The sequence below is a fragment of the Mycobacterium sp. P2_H7 genome, assembly GCF_056403275.1.
Window position 1 is genome coordinate 88,880 of the sequence record NZ_JBFUFU010000001.1, and the last position, 23,769, is coordinate 112,648.

Here is a 23,769-nt window from a genome sequence, read left to right on the forward strand (position 1 = left end):
TACTGTCCGCTGAGAGTTAGCTACGAAAACAGGAGTCTTAATGGGCGCTGGGCGGTTTGTCGGTCGGGTTGGCGGTTTGGCTGTGGCGCTGGGGGTGGGCGCGGCGGTGTCACTCGGATCGGGGATCGCCTGGGCGGACGACGGAACCGGGGGTGGTTCGGAGTCCGGTGGCAGCGTTGCCGCGGGTGGCTCCACCGCCGGCAGTGCGACGTCCGGTGGTGGTTCCTCCGCCGGTGCCGCGGTCAAGGCGCCGAAGTCCGGCTCGACTCCGACCGACGATACGAAAGAGACCGCCGAGTCGCCCACCGGTGCCAAGACCGGTGGGTCGGGGGCAACCGGCACGGACGGGTCGAGTTCGTCGCACAAACGCAAGCCGGCCGCTGCCAAGGCGGCGAAGAAGGAAGCTGCAGAGGCACCGAAGTCTTCGGTGACGTCACGGCCTGCGCGCAACGATGATGACGGCGACGGCACGGGTGTGTCGGCGTCGCGCGCGGTGAAGGCGACACCGGTTGCGGTGGCCGCGTCGGTGGCATCGGCGGCCGTGCCGGCTGCGCAGGTGAAACCGGCGGCTCCGGTGGTGGCACAGGCGACGGGATTGGTCGCCGGTGCGGTGGCCGAAAGCTCTTTGCTCGGTGGTGTTCCCGGCAACCCGCTGGTGAACTCGCCCATCCTGTGGGTGGCTGCAGCGGCTTCGCGTCGTGGCTTCGGTGGGGGCAGCGACGTGCCCGAGGAAGGCGCGAGCCTGGCGGCCGCGGCTGCGGCCGGTGCAGCAGGGGCGGGCGCGGTACCCAACAACCCGCCGACGGCGACGTACACGGCCGGCAAGCCGAGCACCACCACCGGTGTGGTGACCGGGACGGTCAAGGGTGTCGATGTCGACAAGGACGCGCTGATGTACTCGGCGCCGGCGGCCACGTCCAAGGGGACGGTGGTCATCAGCGCCACCAACGGCAAGTTCACCTACACCCCGTCGGTGAACGCCCGCCAGACCGCAGCCACCTCGCTCGACCCTGCGGACAAGCTGGATTCGTTCGATGTCACCGTGACCGACGCCCTAGGCGCTACCGGCACGGTGACCGTCCAGGTCGCCATCGATCCCAACAACAAGCCGGTTGAGGGCGTGCATGTGGTCAACGCTCCCAACGACACGACCGGCGTGGTGACCGGCGCAGTCAAGGTCACCGATCTCGACAAAGACAAGCTGACCTACACGACCGTGGCGACGACGGCCAAGGGCAAGATCACCCTGAACGCGTCGACGGGGGCGTTCACCTACACCCCGACCCAAGCTGCGCGGCAGGCTGCCGCGGGTTCTGACGTTGCAGCGAAACAGGATTCGTTCACCGTCACGGTCAAGGACGCGCAGGGCGCGTCGATCACCACCGTGGTGAACGTGGCCGTCTCGCCGAACCAGGCACCGGTCATTGCCCCCGTCACGCTCAACGATCCGGCCCCGGCCAACGGGGCCATCACGGGCACCGTGAATGCGACCGATCCTGAGGGTGGTCTGCTGAAGTACGCCGTCGGCGCCACCGCGACCAAGAGCAAGATCACCGTCGACGCGAACACCGGGGCGCTGACCTACACCCCGACCGCCGCGGCCCGGCACGCCGCCAGCCTGACCGTTGGCGCCATCACCTCCGACAGCTTCACAGTGTCGGTGACCGACGCCAAGGGCGCGGTAACGACACAACTTGTCACGGTGCCGATTTCGCCGTTCAACGCCACCCCGACCTCCTCGGTGCCCGCGGGCAAGACCACCATCAACAGCGGTGTGGTCACCGGCACGATCAAGACCGCCGACGCCGACAAGGACAAGCTGAACTTCTCGGCGTCGACACTGACGACGCCCAAGGGCACCTTCACCGTCAACCCGACGACCGGCGCCTACACCTACACGCCGAACCAAGATGCACGCCTGGCATCCGGCGCGGCGGCGGTCGGCGACCCGGCGACATCGGATTCGATCTCGGTCACCATCTCCGACGGCCACACCGACGGCACCATCACCCAGATACTTACGGTGCCGGTCGCGCCGAACACGGCGCCCACCAGCCCGAGCGCCACCGTCAACGCCCCTAACCCGACCACCGGCGTGGTGACCGGCACGGTGAAAGCGGTCGACCTCGTCGACAAGGATGCGCTGACCTACACCGTCCCGGGCTCCACCGGTAGGGGTGGCGTCACGATCAACGCCAAGACCGGTGCGTTCAGCTACACCCCGACGCAAGCGGCCCGTCAGGCCGCGGCCGACGGGGTCGCAGGCGATGCGGCACAGTCGGATTCGTTCACTGTGACCATCACCGACGCCCGGGGTGCCTCGATCACCCAGGATGTGACGGTGGCGGTCTCGCCGAACAAGGCCCCGATCAATGCGGTCATCTCGAATCAGAACACCAACCCGACCAGCGGCGTGGTCACCGGCACGGTGAACGCCATCGATCCCGACGGGGCCCCCGGCGTCCTCCCGAAGTACACCGCGGTCGCCCCGGCATCCGGCAAGGTCACCATCAACGCGGCGACGGGCGCGTTCACCTACACCCCGTCGGCGGCGGCACGCCATGCGGCGAGCCTGACCGTCAACCCGGTCACTTCGGACACCTTCACGGTCTCGATCACGGACGTCAAGGGTGCGGTGACCACCAAGGTCGTCCCGGTTACCATCACGCCCGCCAATGCCGTTCCGACGTCGACGGTTACGGTCAACAAGCCGAACACCACGACGGGCATCGTGACCGGGACGGTCAAGGGCGCCGACGCGGACAAGGATGTGCTGACGTACTCGGCCCCGGCGTCGACGACGAAGGGCACGGTGACGGTCAATGCCGCCACCGGAGCATTCATCTACACCCCGTCCCCGACGGCGCGCGATGCGGCCGCCGGGACTGCGGCCGCCGCCAAGACCGATTCGTTCACGGTGACGATCACCGATGGACACACCGGTGGCGTGAAGACCCAGGTCGTCAACGTCGCCATTGCGCCGAAGGCGGCAGTGGGCGTCGTCGGCACGGTCGATCTGGCGGGCGACAACTACGACGCCGTGATGAACGGAAATGGCACGCGTGCGGTCATCACCACCGTCACCGGAGACGACACCAAGGGCTACTCGACCTCGGTCACTGTCGTCAACGTCGCGACCGGCGCCAAGATCGGCACCGCAGTGAAACTCGCCGGCCAGTCCAATGGTGTGGTCTTCAGTGACGACGGAACCAAGGCGTTGGTGTCCACGTACGTGGGGGACACGGACAGCGGCACCGTCCGGGTGGCGGTCATCAACGCCAGCACGGGCAAGCAGGTCGGTAGCGCGCTGAGCCTGCAAGGGTCGGCCTACCTCCCGGATGCGTTGCAATTCAACGCCGATGGAAGTCGCGCCATCCTGACCCTTGACGGCTACTCCGACGTTTCCGGAGATGCGGTGCGCCGCTTGACGTTGGTCAACACGCTTACCGGTGCGCGGGTCGGCACGACACGCGAATACGCCAACGCACAATCCGACGACGACTTCAACTTCGTCGATCCCGTCACCATCGACAGCAACGTCGACGGCAGCAGGCTGATCGTCACGACGACCGGTATCGACCCGGATTCCAATGTCGAGACCGCCCAGGTGACGATCATCAACACGGTGACAGGAACCGACGTGGGCACCACGACGGTGACCGGCGTGCTGTACAACCCGGTGTCCTACAACGCCGACTCCACCCGCGCGATCATCGCGTACGTGACGAACCTCAACGGCACAACCTCGACCACCCATGTGCTCGTGTTGAACGTGAGCACCGGAGCGCAGGTCGGCTTCACCGTCGATCATGTGGGTGCGGGCGCCGCGCACCTGAGCGATGACGGCAGCCAGTTCGTGGTCAACACAACGGTTTACAACGAGGATGGCGACGGCAGCACCTTTGTCTCGGTATTCGACACGGCCACCGGCGCCCAGGTCGGCAGTCCCATCGTCGTCGCCGGTGCGACACTCCTGCCCGCGCAGTTCAACGCCGCAGGCACCCGCGCCGTCGTCACCGTCTACTCGGTGGACGACACCGGGCCGAACGGGGTGCGCGTGGTGGTCGTCAACACCGCCACCGGCGCGCAGGTCGGTGCCACCGTCGATGTGGCAGGTATTCCGTTCGGTTATGACGGAACCGATCCGCGAACGTTGCAACCGCTGCAACTGAACACCGACGGCACCCGGGCACTGGTCACCACGACCGCCGGCGGTTCCACCAACGTGGCGCTGATCAACACCCTCACCGGAGCCAAGCTCGGGTCGACGCTGACGGTGCTCGGTGACGTCACCTTCGAGGCGCAGGACGGCACCTCGTTCCTGCCGCCGCTGTACAACGACGACGACAGCCGCGCCTTCATCACCACCGTCAGTGGTGATGAGACCAGCGGCTACGTCACCCGTGTCGCTCTGCTGAACACGGCGAACGGCGCCCAGGTCGGCAGCACCATCACCCTGACCGGCGCGCCCGGCGTGTACGCGGATGACGCGAATGTCGTGGCTTCCGGCAATCGGGCGGTGTACCTCACCTACACCGGCGACGACACCACGGGCTACATCACGCGGCTGGCGATCATCAACACCGACAACGGTGCGCAGCTGGCGGCAACACGCGAGTTCACCGGTTCCTGGTCGTCGTTCGTTCAGTTCAATGCGGCAGGCAATCGCATCACTGTTCTCGCCGACACGGCCAGCACCGACACGGCCAGCACCGACACGGATCCGGCGACCACCGAGCTCTCGGTGTACGACGCGGCGACCGGTGCGCAGGTGGGCAGCACGCTGACCTTCACCGGTGACGACTGGACCGGGGCCACCGTCGACGACGATCCGTCCCGGGCCATCGTGTACACCGCATCCGCAACCAGCAGCACGGTCACGGCGGTCGATCTCCTGACTGCCAACCGGATCGGCTCCACGGTGACCCTGACGGGCGAGGCGTGGTCCACGTACCGCAGCGATGACAGCTCCCGTGTGGTGGTGGCCAGCGTGACCGGGACCGGAACCAAAATCACCACGAAGGTCTCCACCCTGCAGATCGGCGACCCCACCGGAGCGCCCATCAACGGCGCGTTCACGGCGGGCAGCCCCAACGTCAGCACCGGGGTGGTCACCGGCACCGTCACGGCGACCGACTCTCAGGGAGATCCGCTGAGCTACAGCGGAACTTCGACCACCACAAGCGGAACTGTGACCGTTGCGACCGACGGCACCTTCACCTACACCCCGACGGCCGCGGCGCGGCATGCGGCCTTGACCGCCAACGGAGCCCAGACCGACACGTTCAACGTCATCGCCAGTGACCCACTGGGGAACTCCCTCGCCGTCCCTGTCACTGTCGCGATCCAGCCCGGGGCCAATGCCGCTCCGACCAATGCGACAGCGATTCCCGGCCTTCCCAATACCACCACGGGTGTGGTGACCGGAACGCTCGCGGCCACCGACACCGACGGGGATGCCCTCACCTACACGGGTCCGTCCACCACGACGAAGGGCTCGCTGAGCATCACGGGCACCACCTTCACCTACACGCCGTCCCCAGCGGCGCGGCAGGCGGCGGCGGGCGGCGCGGCAGCCGATGTGCAAGACACCTTTACGATCACCGTCAGCGACAGCCATGGCGGGACAGCGCCCATCAACGTCACCGTCGCGATCCAGCCGGCGGCCACCGGTGCACCCACCACGGTCACCACGGTCAACACGGTCACCGTCGACGGAGCGGTCCAGAACGCGTACTTCAGTAAGGACGGCAGTCGGGCGGTCGTGGCGACCAAGACCTCCGGCGGCATCGCGTTCACGGTGCTCAACGGCGTGTCGGGCGGCAAGATCGGCAATGCGGTGACGGTCACGGGTGCGGTGGTGACGGCGGTGGAGTTCAGCGCGGACGGCAGCCGAGCCGTGGTGTCTACCAACGATGACGACTTCGATCAGACGATCCACGTCGCGATCATCAATACGGCGTCGGGACAACAGGTCGGCACCACCTACACCGCGTCGAACGGGTACACCTCGTCGAACTCGGTCGGCGGTTTCGCGGCACGACTGAATAGCGACGGAACCCGAGCGTCCATTGCCAGCACCGCTGGTTTCGGTGACGCCACGGGGCGGGTGGTCCTGCTCAACACCGCGAACGGTGCCACGGTGTACGACTCCGGCGACGTTGACGGCATCGCCCAGATCTCCTTCAGCGGCAACGGCGGCCGGGCCATCGTCACCTTCCAAGATCCGAACGCACCGAGCGGCGGGACGACACAGGTTCGGTTCGTGAATGCGGTTGCGGGAACCCAGGTCGGGTCGACGCTGACCCGCACCGGTGCCAGCTCCGTCGCGCTCAATGCCGACGGGAGCAAAGCGATCCTCGCCGACTTCACGCAGAACTCCTCCGACGGGACCTTTACGAGCAATTTCGCGTTGTTCAACTTCGGCGGCTCTCAGATCGGTAATACCGTGACGCTGCCCTACGCGGCGTTCCTGCCGGCGCAGTTCACCGCGGACGGCAGCCGGGCAGTCCTGACCGTGCTGGGGATCGATGCAAGTACACCCACCGCGCCTTACCGCACCGCGCTGGTGGTGATCAATGGGGCGACCGGGGCACAGGTCGGCACGACGGTGTCCGTCACCGGCGCGCCCAGTCAGCTGGTCAGCCCATCGAGCGGGCCGACCTCGGCCTACATGAATGCCGCCGGTACCCGCGCGGTGCTGGTCGGCCGGGCGACCGACGGAGACTCGAGCCAGATCGCGGTCGTGAATCTCCTCACCGGAGCCAAGGTCGGTAGCACCATCACGACTGTCGGGGCGTCAGGCGGCGGGACCGAGAAAGTGGTGCAGCTGAGCGCCGATGGGACGCGGATCCTGGTGAACAGCGTCAGAAACAACATCAACATCGGCACCGCCACGTCGAACGCAGTCGTCATCGACACCACAACCGGGGCGAAGCTCTACGAGATCAACGAGACCTCCACCTATCCGGCCGTACTGCAAATCACGCCGGACGGCACTCGGGTCCTGGTCGCCAGAACTGACTTGGTCAACACCACCATGTCCGTACACAACGTGCTCACCGGCGCGCAGATCGGGAGCACCATCACACTGGCCGGCGTTCCTGCGGGGACTGCTGAGTTCAGTGCGGACAGCACCCGAGTCGTGGTGTCGGCGCAATCGGGCGGCGCATCGAGAGTGGTGGTGATCAACACCGTCACGGGCACCCAGATCGGTGCCACCGTCGTGCTGCCGGGGGCGTCGCCTTCCGGACCGGCGCCGGGTGCGCGACTGAGTGCCAACGGTACGTACATCCTGGCGCCCACCTCTACGACTGCGGGCGGCACCAGCACGACCAGCGCGACGGTCCTGAAGATCACCTGAGCCAGGGGGCGGAGTGATGGGGGCTGACGGCGTCAGTCCCCATCGCTCGTTTGGCAAAACCTCGGACAACAAGCCGGCCGGTGGGTCGGCTTTGCCGCTGCGGCCGGGATGGCCGAATCACCTGGTGATGGCGCACGCAACGCACTGTGCGCGCACCTGACAACTGAGCCCGTGGGGTGCAATTCCAGCAATTTTGACGCTAGGGATATTTCCAGGCTTTACCCTGTAGCTCGAACATAGCTGTGCCTGGTGCCCGCTGCGGTCGTGACGTTGGGAGTTGTGGTGGGTGCTGGTCGGTTCGTGGGCCGAGTCGGCGGTCTTGCTGTGGCGCTCGGCGTGGGCGCCGCGGTATCCCTGGGCCACGGAACCGCGTGGGCCGACGACACGGCCACGAGCGGCTCGGAGACGAGCGGCAGCACCGGGCCATCGGAATCGACCGGCGCCCCAGTCAAGAACCCCGAGACCAGCACGGACACTCCCGCCGCAGAGCCCGCAGCCGCAGACAAACCGGCCGAGTCCGGGGCCAAGACCTCGCACAAGCGCAAGCCGGGTACCGCCAAGCTGGCCAAGCCGGAGGCCCCGAAGTCCTCGGTGACGTCCCGGCCGGCGCGTCACGCGAAGGCCGACGACAAGACCCCGGAGCCCACGAAGAGTGTGGAGTCGGCACCGGTCTCGGTGAGTGCGCAGGCCGCTCCGCCGGTGGCGCAGGTCGCACCGGCCGCGCCCGTGGTCGCGGATTCGGTGACCGTCGCGTCGGCGGCCGTGGTCGATTCCTCCCTGCTGGGCGGCGTCCCGACCGGTCCGCTGGTGAACTCGCCGCTGCTGTGGGTGGCTGCGGCGGCGTCGCGGCGCGAATTCGACGCCGATGCCAAGCCGACGGCGCTGGCGACCGCCGCGGTGAACAACCAGAACCCGACACTGGGCACTCCCTCGGTCGGTGCGCCGAACACCACGGGCATCGTCATGGGTTCGATCAAGGGTGCCGATGCCGACAAGGACCCGCTGACCTACTCCGCCCCGGCCACCAGCACCAAGGGTGGCGCCGTGGTGGTCAACGCCACGACGGGTGCCTTCAAGTACACCCCGACCCTCGCCATCCGGCACGCGGCCTCGGTAACAGGAGCGACCACCGCGGACAAGACCGACACGTTCACCATCACGGTGTCCGACGGGTTCGGCGGCACGGCAGACAAACTCGTCACGGTCTCGGTGAAGTCGATCAACACGGCGCCGACCGCCGGCACGGCGACGGTGAACACGCCCGACGGATCGGGCGTGGTGAGCGGCAATATCGTTGCCTCCGATGGTGATTCGGACGACCTGACCTTCAAGGCCGCCCCGAAGAAGGGCACGGTGACGTTCGCCGAGGACGGGTCGTTCACCTATACGCCGACGGCAGTGGCTCGGCACGCCGCGGCGGTTCCGGGTGCGACCTCGTCGGTGACGACGGAGACATTCACGGTGACGGTCACCGACGGTCGCGGCGGCACGGTGACCAAGAGTGTGAAGGTCGCGATCGCCCCGGCCAATGTGGACCCGGTGATCGGTGAGGTGACTGCGGGCGCTCCGAGCATCAAAGGCGTCGTCGCAGGCCAGATTTCGGTCACCGATGCGGACCTGGACAAGTTCACCTACAGCGGTACGTCCACCGTCAACGGCAAGGTGGTGGTGAACGCCACGACGGGCGCGTACACCTTCACCCCGACCTCGGCAGCGCGGCACACCGCGGCCAGCGGCGGAGCCACCTCGGAGACCATCACGTTGTCCGTCAAGGACGGCCACGGCGGTACGGCATCGACATCTGTTGTGGTGCAGATTCTTCCGGCCAATGCAAACCCCACGGCGACGGTGTACGTCGGGACACCGAACTCCACGACCGGGATCGTCACCGGCAAGGTCAAGGGCGCCGACACAGACAAGGACACGCTGACCTATTCGTCGCCGACGAACACCTCCAAGGGCTCGGTGACCCTCGACACCGCCACGGGAGCGTTCACCTACACGCCGACCGACGTGGCGCGCCATGCCGCCGCCGGCACCGTCACCGCGGACAAGACCGATTCGTTCCTCGTCACCATCACCGACGGCCACGGCGGCGTCTCCACCAAGACGGTGACGGTGTCGGTGAAGCCGATCAACACGGTGCTCACAGCGGCGGCCACGCCGACGGTGAACGCGCCCAATGGTGCGGGTGTGGTGACCGGCAGTCTCGGTGTGGCCGATGCCGACGCGGATGTGCTGACGTTCAAGGCGATCCCGAAGAAGGGCACGGTGGCCTTCGCCCAGGACGGGTCGTTCACCTACACCGCCTCGGATGCGGCGCGGCACGCCGCGGCCGTTCCGGGTGCGACGTCCGCGGTCACGACGGAGACGTTCACGGTGACGGTCACCGACGGCCACGGCGGCACGGTGACCAAGAGTGTGAAGGTCGCGATCGCGCCGGCGAACGCCGCTCCGGTGATCGGCACCATCACTGCGGGAGAGCCGGATTCGAAGACCGGCGTGGTGGCAGGCCAGATCTCGGTCACCGACGCCGATGCGGACACGTTCACCTACAGCGGCGCGTCCACCGTCAGCGGCAAGGTCGTGGTGAATGCCACGACCGGGGCCTACACCTACACGCCGACCGCCGCCGCACGCAGCGCCGCGATAGGTAAGACGGTGACCGATACCCTCACCCTGACCGTCGTCGACGGCCACGGTGGCACGGCGACGAAAACCGTTCAGGTCAAGATTCTTCCGAGCAATCTGCCGCCCGCCGTCTCGGTGTCGGTAGGTGAACCGGATGCTGCCACCGGGGTGGTCAACGGCAAGGTGACCGGCTCGGACCCCGACAACGACGTGCTGAGCTACGGCTCGCCCGCGGCCCCCGCCAAGGGCACCGTCACCGTCAACGGGACCACCGGGGCCTTCACGTACACCCCGACCGAGGAGGCGCGGCACGCGGCGGCCGCCGCCGGGGCCTCGGCCGCGGACAAATCGGACGCCTTCAACGTCACCGTGAGTGACGGAAAAGGAAATGTCGTCACGGTGGCCGTCACCGTGTCGATCGATGCCGTCGCCGGCAACTCGGCCCCGGAGAATCTCACTGCCGTTGTGGCGGAACCGAATTCCACCTCCGGCGTGGTGACCGGGACACTGTCGGCGACCGATGCCGACGGCGACACCCTCACGTTCAGCGGCCCGGCCACCACCCCCAAGGGTGCCCTGGTCATCACCGGTACCACCTTCACTTACACGCCGACGGCCGCGGCGCGGCACGCGGCGGCCGCGCCGACGGCGTCCGCGGCCGACAAGGCGGACACGTTCACCGTGACGGTGACCGACGCGGCCGGGGCCACCGCGTCGACCACAGTGACGGTCAGCATCCTGCCGTTCAACGCCGCGCCGGCGCTGACGGTGACGACGGGTTCGCCGAATGCCGCGACCGGCGTGGTCACGGGAACGGTCTCGGGAACCGACTCCGACGGTGACACAATCACTTTCGCCGCTCCCGCAAGTACAGCCAAGGGCGCTGTCACGATCAACGCCGGCACGGGGGCATGGACCTACACCCCGACGGCAGCGGCGCGGCATGCGGCATCGTCGGTGACGGCGAGTGCCGCCGACACATCGGACTCGTTCACGGTGACCGTTGCGGACGGGTTCGGCGGCAGTGTCGCCACGACGGTGACGGTGACCATCGCGCCTGCAGTCAACGCCGCACCGACCCTGGGCGTGACGACGGGCACCGCCGACCCGTCGACGGGTGCGGTCACCGGCACCGTCACGGGTACCGATCACGACGGGGACGCTCTCACATTCAGCTCTCCCACAAGCACTTCCAAGGGCGCCGTCACGATCAACGCCACCACCGGCGCTTTCACCTACACCCCGACGGCGGCGGCCCGGCACGCGGCGGCCGCAGCGACCGCCACCGCCGCGGACAAGGCCGACAGCTTCACCGTGACGGTGACCGACGGCTTCGGCGCGACCGTCACCGCTACGGTCGCGGTGAGCATCGCACCGGCCAACGCCGCCCCGACGGCGGTGGTCACCACGAACGCGCCGAACGCCACCACGGGTGCGGTGACGGGCACCGTGACCGCTACCGACGCCGATGGCGACGCGGTCAAATACGCCGTTCCCACAAGCACTTCCAAGGGCGCCATCACCTTCAACACCACCACAGGTGCCTTCACCTACACACCGTCGGCGGCGGCGCGGCACGCGGCCGCGTCGGTCTCCGGGACGGACAAGACCGACAGTTTCACCGTCACAGTGACCGACGCTTTCGGAGCCAGCGTGCCCGTCACGGTGACGGTGAACATTCTGCCTACCAACACCGTGCCGACGGCGTCGGTGACCACGGGCTCACCGAACACCTCGACGGGGGTGGTGACCGGCAAGGTCACCGGTACCGATGCCAACGGTGACGCGCTTGCCTACTCCGCGCCCACCACGACGGCCAAGGGCGCCATCACGATCGACGCATCGACGGGCGCGTACATCTACACGCCGACCGAGGCCGCACGGCACGCGGCGTCGTCGACCACCGCGACCGCTGCCGTCAAGTCGGACACCTTCACCGTCACGGTCACCGACGGTTACGGCGCGAGTGTGCCGGTCACGGTCACGGTCAGCATCGCGCCGGCCAACACGGCCCCGACCCCGGGAGTCAGCACGGGGACGGCCGACGCCTCGACGGGGGTGGTCACGGGCACCGTCACCGGCACGGACCCCGAGGGTGACGCCCTCAAATTCGTTGCGGCAGGGGCCTCCAAGGGCACCGTCACCATCAATGCCACCACCGGTACGTTCACCTACGCGCCGACCGCGGCGGCCAGGCACAAGGCCAGTTCGGTCACCGCGACGGACGCGGACAAGTCGGATACCTTCACCGTGACGGTGACCGACGGGTTCGGGGCGAGCGTCCCGACCACGGTGACGGTGACCGTCGCGCCGGCCAACACCGCACCCACCCTGACCGCGACAGTGGGAACACCGAACACCACGACCGGCGTGGTGACCGGCAAGGTGACGGGCACCGACGCCAACAGCGACGTCCTGACCTACGCCGCGCCCGCCACCAGTGCCAAGGGCACCATCACCATCAATGCGTCCACGGGGTCCTACACCTACACGCCGACCGCGCAAGCCCGCCACGCGGCGGCCTCGCCCACGGCGACCGCGGCCGACAAGGCCGACAGCTTCACAGTCACCGTCACCGACGGGTACGGAGCCAGCGTGCCGATCACCGTCAATGTGACCGTGCGGCCGGCCAATGCCGCGCCGACCCTCTCGGTCACGACGGGATCCCCCGACCCGTCCACCGGTCTGGTTACCGGGACCGTGTCGGGCACCGACACCGACGGGGACACCCTCAAGTACGCGGCGCCCGCGACAACCACCAAGGGCGCCATCATGATTGACGCCGTGACGGGCGCGTTCACGTACACGCCGACGGCGGCGGCCCGGCACGCGGCGTCCGCGACGAGCGCAACCACGGCCAGGTCGGACAGCTTCACCGTCACCGTCACCGACGGATTCGGGTCCACGGTCACCGCGACGGTGTCGGTCAGCATCCAGCCGGCCAACACCGTCCCGACGGCGACGGTGACCACGAATGCGCCCAATGCCACCACGGGTGCGGTGACCGGAACGGTGTCTGGCACCGATGCCAACGGCGACACGCTGAAATACGTTGTCGCAGGGGCCTCCAAGGGCACCGTCACCATCAGCTCCACCACGGGTGCGTTCACCTTCACCCCGACCGCCGCAGCGCGCCACGCCGCTGCATCGGTGACGGCGACCACCGAGAAGACGGACACCTTCACAGTGACCATCACCGACGGTTATGGCGCCAGCGTGCCGGTGACGGTGACGGTGAACATCCTGCCGGCCAACACCGTGCCCACCGTGACGGCCACCAAGGGCTCCCCGGACGCCTCGACGGGCATCGTGACCGGTAAGGCGACGGGTGCCGACGGCAACGGCGATGTGCTCCAATACGCCGCTCCGGCAAGCACATCCAAGGGTTCCGTCGTCATCGACGCAGCGACCGGATCGTTCACCTACACCCCGACCGATGCGGCGCGCCACGCGTCGGCCGCCGCCACGGCGACCGCGGCCGACAAGGCCGACACCTTCACCATCACGGTGACCGACGGATTCGGCGGAACCGCAACGACTTCGGTGGCGGTGAGCATCCAGCCCGCCAACAGCGGCCCGACGCTGACGGTGACCACCGGGTCGCCGAACACGTCGACCGGGGCGGTGACCGGTACCGCGACGGGCACGGACCTCGACGGGGATACCCTCACCTACACCGCGCCCGCCTCCACCAAGGGCACCGTCACCGTCAACGCGTCGACAGGGGCGTTCACCTACACCCCGACCGAGGCGGCACGACTTCTCGCGGCCGCAGGCGGCGCCACCGCCGCCGACAAGCAGGACACCGTCACCGTCACGGTCACGGATGCCCACGGCGGCACCGCGACTGCCAGCGTGACCGTCGACATCGCCCCGGTGACGCGCACCGCCGCGACGGTCGGCACCATCACGGTCAACGGCGTCGCCCACGACGCGTACTTCAACGGCGACGGCACCCGTGCGGTGGTGGTCACCAAGGCTGCCGCCGGCGGTGTCGTCGCCTTCTCGGTCATCAACACCGTCACCGGCGCGAAGGTCGGAAACTTCTTCACCCTCAACGGTTCGGCACCGAGCCTCGTCCAGTTCACCGCCGACGGCAGCCGCGTCGCCGTGGCGACCACCGACTCGTCGAACACCGTGCGGGTCGCGGTCATCGACGCCACCACCGGCGCGCAGGTGGGTGTCACCTATACGTCGTCGAACTACCTGGGGGACAAGGCGGTCGGTCCGGTGTTGCAGACGAACGCCGACGGCAGCCGCGTCGCCGTGGCGACCACCGGATTGTCCAGCGACGCCAAACCGTCCGGGCGGCTGGTCCTGATCAACACCACCACGGGTGGGCTGGTCTACGACTCGGGAGCCGTGGTGGGCACCGCGGCGGCGTCGTTCAGCGCCGACGGATCGAGGGCCGCCGTCGTGACCGGCGGGCAGATCGGTGGTGTCACCACCGCCACGACGATCACCGTCGTGAACGCGGCGACGGGTATCCCCGTCGGAGCGCCGATCACCCGGGCCGCCGTCTCGGCCACGACGTACAACAGCTCGACGCTGGCCGCTCTCAACGCCGACGGGTCCAAGCTCGTCCTCACCGATTTCGTGCAGACCAGCGAGACCGGCTTGAGCTCAAAGGTTTCGGTGTACAACGTCGGCGGCGCCCAGATCGGGACCGGGTTCACGGTGTCGTCCTATGCCGCGGTGACGCGCGCGCAATTCAGCGCCGACGGAAGTCGGGCCGTGCTGACGCTGCAGGGAATCGACGGCAGTTCGCAGACCGATGTCTTCCGGGCGGGTGTGGTGGTGGTCAACATGACGACCGGCGCACAGGTGGGCTCGGTGATCCAGACCAGCGGATGGCCCTCGGGCTCAGGGGATTCGAAGAGCTCCTACGATCGGCTCATCCTGAACCCCAGTGGCACCAGGGCGGTGCTGGTGGTGCAGTCACCCGACCAGTCGGCGACCTGCGTGTTGCTGATCGACCTGACCGCCGGGACGCAGGTGGGCGCCACCCTCAGTCTCGCCGGCGGCTGGGTGGCGGGCAGCGGACTGGCGTCGACGGCGCAGTCCGGTACCGATGGCGGCCGCGTGCTGATCGTCGCTACCACCGCAGACGGGGACGGGCAGTACACGACGAACGGCGTCACCGTCGACACCGCCACGGGTGCACAGGTATCCGCGGTCACCGGCGTCGGCGATCAGCTGGCCGGGCTGCAATTGAACTCCGACGGCACCAGGGTGGTGGTGACCTCGGCGACCGGTGGCGTCACGACGGTCTCGGTGCTCGACGCGCTCACCGGGGCGCAGGTCGGCGACAGCCTCACTCTCACCGGAGCCACCACGGGGCAGCCTCAGCTCAGCGCGGACGGTACCCGTGTCGTCGTCACCACCGTGCTCGGCGGCACCACCCAGGTGGCGCTGCTCAACACAGCCACGGGCGCGCAGATCGGCACCACCACCGTGTTGGCGGGTACGGCGGTCGACCCCGCGCGGATCAGCGCCGACGGCGACTACATCGTCGCCTCGGCCTCCACCAGCGCCGGGCCCACCAAGGTGACGGTCCTTCAGATCAGCTGAGCGTGCGCCACAGGTACGAGTAGATCAGCGCGGCCCGGAACGCCGCCTGCGAGTTGTCGGCGGCGCCGCCGTGTCCGCCCTCGATGTTCTCGTAGTAGTCCACCTGATGACCCGCGTCCTCCAGTGCCGCCGTCATCTTCCTGGCGTGTCCCGGATGCACCCTGTCATCGCGGGTCGAGGTGGTGATGAGTATCGGGGGATAGGCCCCGTCGGCCGAAATATTCTGGTACGGGGAGTATTTGGCGATGAACTCCCAGTCCGCTGGGTCATCCGGGTTGCCGTATTCGGCCACCCAGGACGCGCCGGCCAGCAGCAGGTGAAAGCGTTTCATGTCCAGCAGTGGCACGCTGCACACGAGCGCGCCGAACAGTTCGGGGTAGCGCGTCAACATGATGCCCATCAGCAGTCCGCCGTTGCTGCCGCCCTGGGCGCCAAGCTGCGGCACCGTCGTGATGCCGCGGGTCACCAGATCACGGGCCACCGCCGCGAAGTCTTCGTCGACCAGATGCCGGCCCGCCCGCATGGCCTGGGTGTGCCAGCCCGGTCCGTACTCGCCGCCGCCGCGGATGTTGGCCAGCACATAGGTACCGCCGCGGGCCAGCCACAACCGGCCCAGCACACCGTCGTACGCGGGGGTGCGTGACACCTCGAAGCCGCCGTAGCCGCCCAGCAGGGTCGGGCCCGTGGCGCCCGGGCGCCCCACCACGAAATACGGGACCCGGGTGCCGTCGGCGGACACCGCGAAATGCTGCGCGACCTCCAGGCCCTCGGCGTCGAAAAAGGCCGGGGCGCGTTTGATCTCGCTGAATCCGCCACCGTCGGAGCCGAGCAGCAGCCGCGACGGCGTGGTGAATCCGCTTGAGTCCAGGAAGATCTCATCGCCGTCGGAATCGGCGCCCGCGATGACGATGTTGGTGTTGGCGGGAAGCCCGGGGACGTCGGCCGCTGCCCAGTCACCGGGGGTGAGGATCTGTACCCGGCTGGCGACGTCGGCGAGGGTCACCACGACCAGTTTGTCGCGGGTCCACGAGTACTGGTGCAGGCAGGTGTGCGCGTCGGGCTTGAAAACCACGGCGATATCTGCTGTGCCGGTGAGAAATTCGGAATAATCGGCCGCCAGTAGCGAGCCCGCGGTGTAGCCCCTCCAGTCGGTGCGCAGTTCGATCAGCAGCCAGTCCCGGTGCAGCGACAGCGACGCATCGGTCGGCGCGTCGATCAGGATCAGCTCGTCGCCGCGCAGCTCGTAGATCTCGTCGTTGAAGAAGTCCACGGCCCGGCTGATCAGCGTCCGCTCGAACCCCGGCGTGCGGTCCACCGAGGCGGCGACGATCACGTCGGTGCGCTCCCCGGCGTACACCGTGGGGATGTCGGCGAGGTCCTGGCCGCGCTGCCACCGCTTCACCAGTCGCGCGTAGCCGGAGTCGGTCAGCGCGTCCTCGCCGAAATCGGTACCGACCAGCACGGTATCCGGTCCGGCCCAGGTGATCTGGGTCTTGGCCTCGGGCAGCTCGAATCCACCGGCGACGAATTCCTTTGTGGACATGTCGAATTCGCGGACCACCACGGCATCGGCACCGCCGCGGGACAAGCTGATGAGCGCGCGCGAGTGATCGGGTTCGATCACATCGGCACCCGCCCACACCCAGTTCTCGTCGTCGGCGGCCGCGAGCGCATCGACGTCGATGACGACATCCCACACCGGGGCGTCGGTCCGGTAGGACTCCAGGGAGGTACGCCGCCAGAGTCCGCGCGGGTTGGCTTCGTCGCGCCAGAAGTTGTAGAGGTGCTCACCGCGGCGGCGCACGTACGGGATCCGGGCGTCGGTGTCGAGCACCTGCAGCGCCTCGGCGCGCATGGCGTCGAACTGCTCTCCGCCGAGCGCGGTGAGCGTCGGTTCGTTGTGCCGGCGCACCCACGCGAGCGCGTCGTCGCCGGTGACGTCTTCTAGCCAAAGGTGGAGGTCTGGGGCGAGCGAAGCGACGGGGTCACGTTCAGAACTCATGTGACCTTTGTACCGTGGGCGTACCGTGAATTCATGACCAGCCGAGCCTTGATCACCGCCCAGGCCGCCGACCTGCTCGCGATGCTGCAGAAGCGCCACGGCGCGTTGATGTTTCACCAGTCCGGCGGCTGCTGCGACGGTTCGTCGCCCATGTGTTACCCCGACGGCGACTTCATCGTGGGGGACCGCGACATCCTGCTGGGCGTGCTGGACGTGGGAGACGGCGTGCCGGTGTGGATCTCGGGCCCGCAATTCGAGGCCTGGCAGCACACCCAGCTGATCATCGACGTGGTGCCCGGCCGCGGTGGCGGGTTCAGCCTGGAATCCCCCGAAGGGATGCGATTCCTGTCCCGCGGCCGGGTCTTCACCGACGAGGAGAACGCCGAGGTCGGCGGTCGGCCACCGATCACCGGGGTTCGGTACGCCGACGGGGAACGCCCCGCCGACGTACAGACCCGGATCGTGGCCGAAGCGGCCGATGCGTGCGCTATTTCTCCAAGGTGAACTGGTCGACGTCGACCTGGCGGTTGCGGAACAGGTCTGCGCAGCCGGTCAGGTAGCGCATGTAGCGGTCGTAGACCTCTTGGGACTGGATGGCGATGGCCTCGTCCTTGTGGGCCTCCAGGTTCGCCGCCCAGATGTCGAGCGTCTTGGCGTAATGCGGCTGCAGGGACTGCACCCGGGTGACCTTGTAGCCCGCCGCGGTGGCGTGCTCCTCGACCATCGGCACCGACGGCAGGCGGCCGCCGGGGAAGATCTCGGTCAAGATGAACTTGATGAAGCGCGCCAGCTCGAAGGTCAGCGAGATGCCGAGTTCCCGCGCCTCGGCGGGATGGATCCCGCAGATGGAATGCAGCATCATCACGCCGTCCGACGGCAGGATCCGGTAGGTCTTCTCGAAGAACTCGGTGTACCGGTCGTGCCCGAAATGCTCGAACGCGCCGATCGAGACGATGCGGTCCACCGGTTCGTCGAACTGTTCCCAGCCCTGCAGCAAGATCCGCCGGGTGCGCGCGGTGTCCAGCTTGTCGAACTCTTCCTGGACGTGTGCGGCCTGGTTTTTCGACAACGTCAGCCCGACGACGTTCACGTCGTACTTCTCGATCGCGCGGCGCATCGTGGCGCCCCATCCACAGCCGACATCCAACAGCGTCATGCCCGGCTCAAGCCCAAGTTTGCCAAGGGAAAGATCGATCTTCGCGATCTGCGCTTCCTCAAGCGTCATATCGTCACGCTCGAAGTACGCGCAGCTGTAGGTCTGGGTGGGATCTTGGAACAGCCGGAAGAAGTCGTCAGACAGGTCGTAGTGCGCCTGTACGTCCTCGAAGTGCGGTTTCAACTGCTTGGACATTAAAAGCTTGGCCTCTCGATTGACATACGGGCTAGGTTTACCCCGCGGTTCACCCTTGAAACCACGAAACTGGTGCCTGAATGGTTCAGGCAGCCCCCGCAGTATTCGTAGCTGACGCAGGCCCGGATTGCACCACTTTGAACCGACCGGTCGGTCCCCGGCCGACCGGCGGGCCACCCCGATAGGGTAGTGCCGTGACCCATTTTGACGTCGTCGTACTCGGAGCTGGTCCCGGCGGATACGTCGCGGCCATTCGCGCTGCCCAACTCGGCCTGTCCACCGCCATCGTCGAACCGAAATATTGGGGCGGGGTGTGCCTGAACGTGGGCTGCATTCCCTCCAAGGCGCTGCTGCGCAACGCCGAGCTGGCCCACATCTTCAACAAGGAAGCCAAGACCTTCGGCATCAGCGGGGAGGCGACCTTCGATTACGGCGTCGCCTTCGATCGCAGCCGCAAGGTCGCCGACGGACGCGTCGCGGGAGTGCACTTCCTGATGAAGAAGAACAAGATCACCGAGATCAACGGGTACGGCAAATTCACCGGCCCCAACGGGCTCACCGTCGACCTCAACGACGGCGGCACCGAGGACGTCACGTTCGACAACGCGATCATCGCCACCGGATCGTCCACCCGGCTGGTTCCGGGCACGTCGTTGAGCGAGAACGTCGTCACCTACGAGAACCAGATCCTCTCCCGCGAGCTGCCCGGCTCGATCATCATCGCGGGCGCCGGGGCCATCGGCATGGAGTTCGCCTACGTCCTGAAGAACTACGGCGTGGAGGTCACCATCGTCGAGTTCCTGCCGCGGGCGCTGCCCAACGAGGACGCCGAGGTGTCCAAGGAGATCGAGAAGCAGTACAAGAAGCTGGGCGTGAAGATCCTCACCGGCACCAAGGTCGAGTCGATCGACGACGACGGTTCCGCGGTGACGGTCACCGTGAGCAAGGACGGTAAGACCGAGAAGCTCAAGGCCGATAAAGTGTTGCAGGCCATCGGTTTCGGCCCGAACGTCGAGGGTTTCGGGCTGGAGAAGACGGGCGTCGCCCTGACCGAGCGCAAGGCCATCGCCATCGACGACTACATGCGCACCAACGTGCCGCACATCTACGCCATCGGCGACGTGACGTCCAAGCTGCAACTGGCGCACGTGGCCGAGGCGCAGGGCGTAGTGGCCGCCGAGACCATCGCCGGCGCCGAGACGCTGGCGCTGGGGGACTACCGGATGATGCCGCGCGCCACGTTCTGCCAGCCGCAGGTCGCCAGCTTCGGGCTCACCGAGCAGCAGGCCAAGGACGAGGGCTACGACGTCGTCGTCGCCAAGTTCCCGTTCACCGCCAACGGTAAGGCGCACGGCCTGGCCGACCCGACCGGCTTCGTCAAGCTGATCGCCGACAAGAAGCACCTCGAACTGCTCGGCGGCCACCTCATCGGACCCGACGTCTCGGAGCTGCTGCCCGAACTGACGCTCGCCCAGAAGTGGGACCTGACCGCCCACGAGCTGGCCCGTAACGTGCACACCCACCCGACCCTGTCGGAGGCGCTGCAGGAATGCTTCCACGGCCTCACCGGCCACATGATCAACTTCTGATCGCCGGTGCGCGCGCAGGTAGTCGCCGCCGTCGGCGGGCTGGTGATCGGCCACATCCTGTGGCTGCTCGCCATCACCGTGGCGATCAACACCAGTGACGTGAGTTTCTGGGTGTTGATCGTCTCGGCGGTGATCATCGCTCTGGCCATCGGCATCGGGTTGGTGGGCCTGCGGGCATACCGGCGCAAAGATCAGGTGTGGACGGCGTTCCTGTGGGCGCTGCCCGTCGCCCCGGTGCTGATGACCGTGGCGGTGCTGGGCGTCACGTATCTCTGACTAGTCCGGGTAATCCAGCGGTATCTGCAACGTCGCCATGGTCGCGGCCAGTGCGTCGTATTGCCCTGCGAGCGTGCAGAATTCGATGATCTGCGCGCGGGTGTACAGCTTGGACAGCGCGGTCCACGTCTCGGCCGACATCGACCGGGTGATGACGAACTCGTCGGTCGCGGTGACCAGCACCCGCTGCCGGGGCGTGAGCCCGTCGGCGTCCGGGCCCTCGAAGATGGCGGCCTGGGTGTCGGCGTCCAGTCCGCGGCTGCGCGCCAGCCGGCGGTGCTGCTGCAATTCGTACTCGCTGTCGCGCAGATGCCCGACCCGCAGGATCACCACCTCGGCGTCCTGGCGGGACAGCTTGCCCGCATAGAGCAGGTACGCGGAGAACGGCAGCCAGGCCAGGAACATCAGCCGGTGCTGGCCGAGCACGTTCATGAGGTGGAACTTCGGCGCCCGGATCCCGCGCGCGCCCGCCTTGGCGATGGCCCAGTTGACGGGGCCGAGTTCGCGAAGGCCGCCGGGCGGGATGCGGGGAGGGGTCGTCATGACTGCTTCACCAGATACGGAGACACCGTGCTGCGGTGCTCGTCGAGGTCGAGGGCGCGGCCGAGAGCGGGGAAGGCGCGCTGTGGGCAGTTGTCGCGTTCGCAGACGCGGCAGCCGGCGCCGATCGGTATCGCTGCGACGTTGGGGTCACCGGTCAGTTCCAGCCCTTCGGAGTAGACCAGCCGGTGCGCATGACGGAGTTCACAGCCCAAACCGATCGCGAACGTCTTACCCGGCTGACCATAGCGTGACGCGCGGCGCTCGACGGTGCGCGCCACCCACATGTACTGCCGGCCGTCGGGCATCTGGGCGATCTGCACCAGGATCTTGCCCGGGTTGGCGAAGGTCTCATAGACGTTCCACAGTGGGCAGGTGCCGCCGGACGACGAGAAGTGAAAACCGGTGGCGGACTGACGTTTCGACATGTTCCCGGCTCGATCCACCCGGACGAAGGACAGTGGGACGCCGCGCATGGACGGCCGCTGCAGGGTGGACAGCCGGTGGGCGATGGTCTCGTAGGACACCGCGTAGTACGCCGACAGCCGCTCGACGTCGTACCGGAATTCCTCGGCCACGGCGTGGAACTGCTGATAGGGCAGCACGGTGGCCGCCGCGAAGTAGTTGGCCAGACCCAGCCGGGCCAGCGTGCGGGATTCGTCGCTGGTGAACTTGCCCTCATCGACGAGTTTGTCGATGAGATCGCCGAATTCCAGATAGCCCAGTTCGGCGGCGAGTTTGAACACGTACTGCCCGCTGGCCAGGTGGCTGCCGATCTCCAGCGTGCGGGTGGCCGGGTCGAATCGGTGCAGCACGTTGTCGCCCAGGTTCTGGCGTTTGACGATGTGCACCCCGTGCACGGCGGTCAGCCGGGCGGACAGTTCACCGGCCAGGTCGGCCCGGTTCATCCGCATCCGGATGGTGAGATCCTCTGCGGCGGTGTCGAGCTCGTGCAGATAGTTCTGCCGCTGATAGAAGTAGTCGCGCACCTCTTCGTGGGGCATGGTGATCGAGCCGGACCCCGAGCCCGCGGCGCTGCCTGCGCCTGCCACGCCGAACCGGTCCTCGGTGGCGGCGGCCAGCTGCGTCGTCGTCAACCGGTAGCGCTGATGCAGATTGACCATCGCCCGGGCGATCGCCGGATGTGCGGCCACCAGCTCGGCGATCTCGGTGGCGTCGACGTCGAGGTCGACATCGCGGTCCATGGTCATCTCGCGCAGCTCGGCGACCAGTCGGGTGTCGTCCTGCGACGCGAAGAACGTGGCGTCCACCCCGAACACCTCGGTGATGCGCAGCAGTACGGCGACGGTGAGGGGCCGCACATCGTGTTCGATCTGATTGAGGTAACTCGGCGAGATCTCGAGCGTCTGGGCCAGCGATGCCTGGCTGAACCCGCGTTCGTTTCGCAGTTGTCGCACCCGCGATCCGACGAACGTCTTGGCCACCCGTCCAGGGTAGTGAGCAATGCAAAGATTGGCTTTGCATTGTTCGCAGACCACTATGTACTTCATGACCGGTTTGGCGAAGATGATGATGCCCGTGCCCGACGGCCACCCCGACGTTTTCGATACCGAATGGCCGCTGCGCATGGCCGACGTGGACCGGGACGGCCGGCTGCGATTCGACGGTGCCACCCGGCACATCCAAGACGTCGGTCAGGACCAGCTGCGGCAGATGGGTTACGAGGACGTGCACCCGGCGTGGATCGTCCGGCGCACCATGATCGACATCATCGAGCCCATCGAATTCCCCGACACGCTGCGCTTGCGGCGGTGGTGTTCGGGGACCTCGACGCGGTGGTGCGAGATGCGGGTGCGCCTCGATGGGCGCAAGGGCGGTCTCGTGGAATCGGAAGCCTTCTGGATCTGCTTCAGCCGCGAGACGCAGAGCCCGGGACGCATCTCCGACGACTTCCTGGCGGGGCTGCGCCGGACGACGGACGTCGACCGGCTGCGGTGGAAGGCCTATCTGAAGGCCGGCAACCCCGAGGATGCCGTCGCGGTGCGCAAGTACCCGGTCCGCGTCACCGACATCGACCTCTTCGACCACATGAACAACTCGGTCTACTGGAGCGTCGTCGAGGACTACCTGTCGACCGTGCCCGAACTCCTCAAGGAGCCGCTGCGGGTGACCATCGAGCACGACTCGGCGGTGGCGCTGGGCGACGATCTGGACATCAGGGTGCACGTCTATCCGGCCGGATCGACCGACACGTTCGGTCCGGAGCTGACAGATCGGACTGTTACAACGCTCACATACGCGGTGGGCGAGGAGACCAAAGCGGTCGCCAGCTTGTTCGCTCGGTGAGGTCCGAAGGTTTAACAGTACGGGCGTACTGACCAGCGGCAATTGGCTACCGATGAGTAGATTCTGAACCGGTCAAGGCGTTCGCGAACTTCGCAAACTTTGCAACTTAGCGCTCAGCGTTAGCCAAAATTGGCAACTG

Annotated in this window: 10 protein-coding genes; 6 read left to right on the forward strand and 4 right to left on the reverse strand. The window is 67.4% G+C overall.

The features are described 5' to 3' along the window. Positions 1–82: 82 nt before the first annotated feature. The gene (locus tag AC1DY7_RS00455; RefSeq protein WP_477491944.1) at positions 83–7,363 is read left to right on the forward strand and encodes an Ig-like domain-containing protein; all 7,281 of its coding nucleotides are present in this window, start codon (positions 83–85) and stop codon (positions 7,361–7,363) included. 249 nt (positions 7,364–7,612) lie between these two features. Continuing rightward, positions 7,613–15,565, forward strand: a complete 7,953-nt coding sequence (locus AC1DY7_RS00460) for an Ig-like domain-containing protein (RefSeq protein ID WP_477491680.1) — start codon at positions 7,613–7,615, stop codon at positions 15,563–15,565. Here AC1DY7_RS00460 and AC1DY7_RS00465 read toward each other — a convergent pair. Continuing rightward, positions 15,558–17,567, reverse strand: a complete 2,010-nt coding sequence (locus tag AC1DY7_RS00465; protein WP_477491681.1) for a prolyl oligopeptidase family serine peptidase — start codon at positions 17,565–17,567, stop codon at positions 15,558–15,560. The two genes, AC1DY7_RS00460 and AC1DY7_RS00465, sit on opposite strands and share 8 nt — an antisense overlap. A 33-nt stretch (positions 17,568–17,600) precedes the next feature. Here AC1DY7_RS00465 and AC1DY7_RS00470 point away from each other — a divergent pair, with 33 nt between their 5' ends. Further along, positions 17,601–18,071, forward strand: a complete 471-nt coding sequence (locus AC1DY7_RS00470) for a DUF779 domain-containing protein (RefSeq protein ID WP_477491682.1) — start codon at positions 17,601–17,603, stop codon at positions 18,069–18,071. Here the strand turns inward: AC1DY7_RS00470 and AC1DY7_RS00475 are convergent. Continuing rightward, a complete protein-coding gene (locus AC1DY7_RS00475) occupies positions 18,055–18,918 on the reverse strand; it encodes a cyclopropane mycolic acid synthase family methyltransferase (RefSeq protein ID WP_477491683.1) in 864 nt (287 codons plus the stop codon). The two genes, AC1DY7_RS00470 and AC1DY7_RS00475, sit on opposite strands and share 17 nt — an antisense overlap. Positions 18,919–19,112: 194 nt before the next feature. Between AC1DY7_RS00475 and lpdA the strand changes: the two genes are divergently transcribed. Further along, a complete protein-coding gene (lpdA, locus tag AC1DY7_RS00480) occupies positions 19,113–20,507 on the forward strand; it encodes a dihydrolipoyl dehydrogenase (RefSeq protein WP_477491684.1) in 1,395 nt (464 codons plus the stop codon). A gap of 6 nt (positions 20,508–20,513) precedes the next feature. After that, on the forward strand, positions 20,514–20,783 hold the full coding sequence (locus tag AC1DY7_RS00485; RefSeq protein ID WP_477491685.1) for a hypothetical protein: 270 nt from the start codon (positions 20,514–20,516) through the stop codon (positions 20,781–20,783). On the opposite strand, the gene AC1DY7_RS00490 is transcribed toward AC1DY7_RS00485, so the two are convergent. Continuing rightward, complete coding sequence (locus AC1DY7_RS00490) at positions 20,784–21,326, reverse strand: carboxymuconolactone decarboxylase family protein (protein WP_477491686.1); 543 nt, start codon at positions 21,324–21,326, stop codon at positions 20,784–20,786. Then, complete coding sequence (gene ramB, locus AC1DY7_RS00495) at positions 21,323–22,768, reverse strand: acetate metabolism transcriptional regulator RamB (RefSeq protein ID WP_477491687.1); 1,446 nt, start codon at positions 22,766–22,768, stop codon at positions 21,323–21,325. The genes AC1DY7_RS00490 and ramB overlap by 4 nt, the downstream gene beginning before the upstream one ends. A 64-nt stretch (positions 22,769–22,832) precedes the next feature. On the opposite strand from ramB, the gene AC1DY7_RS00500 reads away from it, so the two are divergent. Then, a complete protein-coding gene (locus AC1DY7_RS00500) occupies positions 22,833–23,630 on the forward strand; it encodes an acyl-ACP thioesterase domain-containing protein (protein ID WP_477491688.1) in 798 nt (265 codons plus the stop codon). Positions 23,631–23,769 lie beyond the last annotated feature (139 nt).

Coding starts and splice junctions, on each gene's coding strand:
- AC1DY7_RS00475 (WP_477491683.1), bottom strand. CDS start 18,918: ATGTCCAAGCAGTTGAAACCGCACTTCGAGGACGTACAGGCGCACTAC.
- AC1DY7_RS00500 (WP_477491688.1), top strand. CDS start 22,833: ATGACCGGTTTGGCGAAGATGATGATGCCCGTGCCCGACGGCCACCCC.
- AC1DY7_RS00465 (WP_477491681.1), bottom strand. CDS start 17,567: ATGAGTTCTGAACGTGACCCCGTCGCTTCGCTCGCCCCAGACCTCCAC.
- AC1DY7_RS00470 (WP_477491682.1), top strand. CDS start 17,601: ATGACCAGCCGAGCCTTGATCACCGCCCAGGCCGCCGACCTGCTCGCG.
- AC1DY7_RS00490 (WP_477491686.1), bottom strand. CDS start 21,326: ATGACGACCCCTCCCCGCATCCCGCCCGGCGGCCTTCGCGAACTCGGC.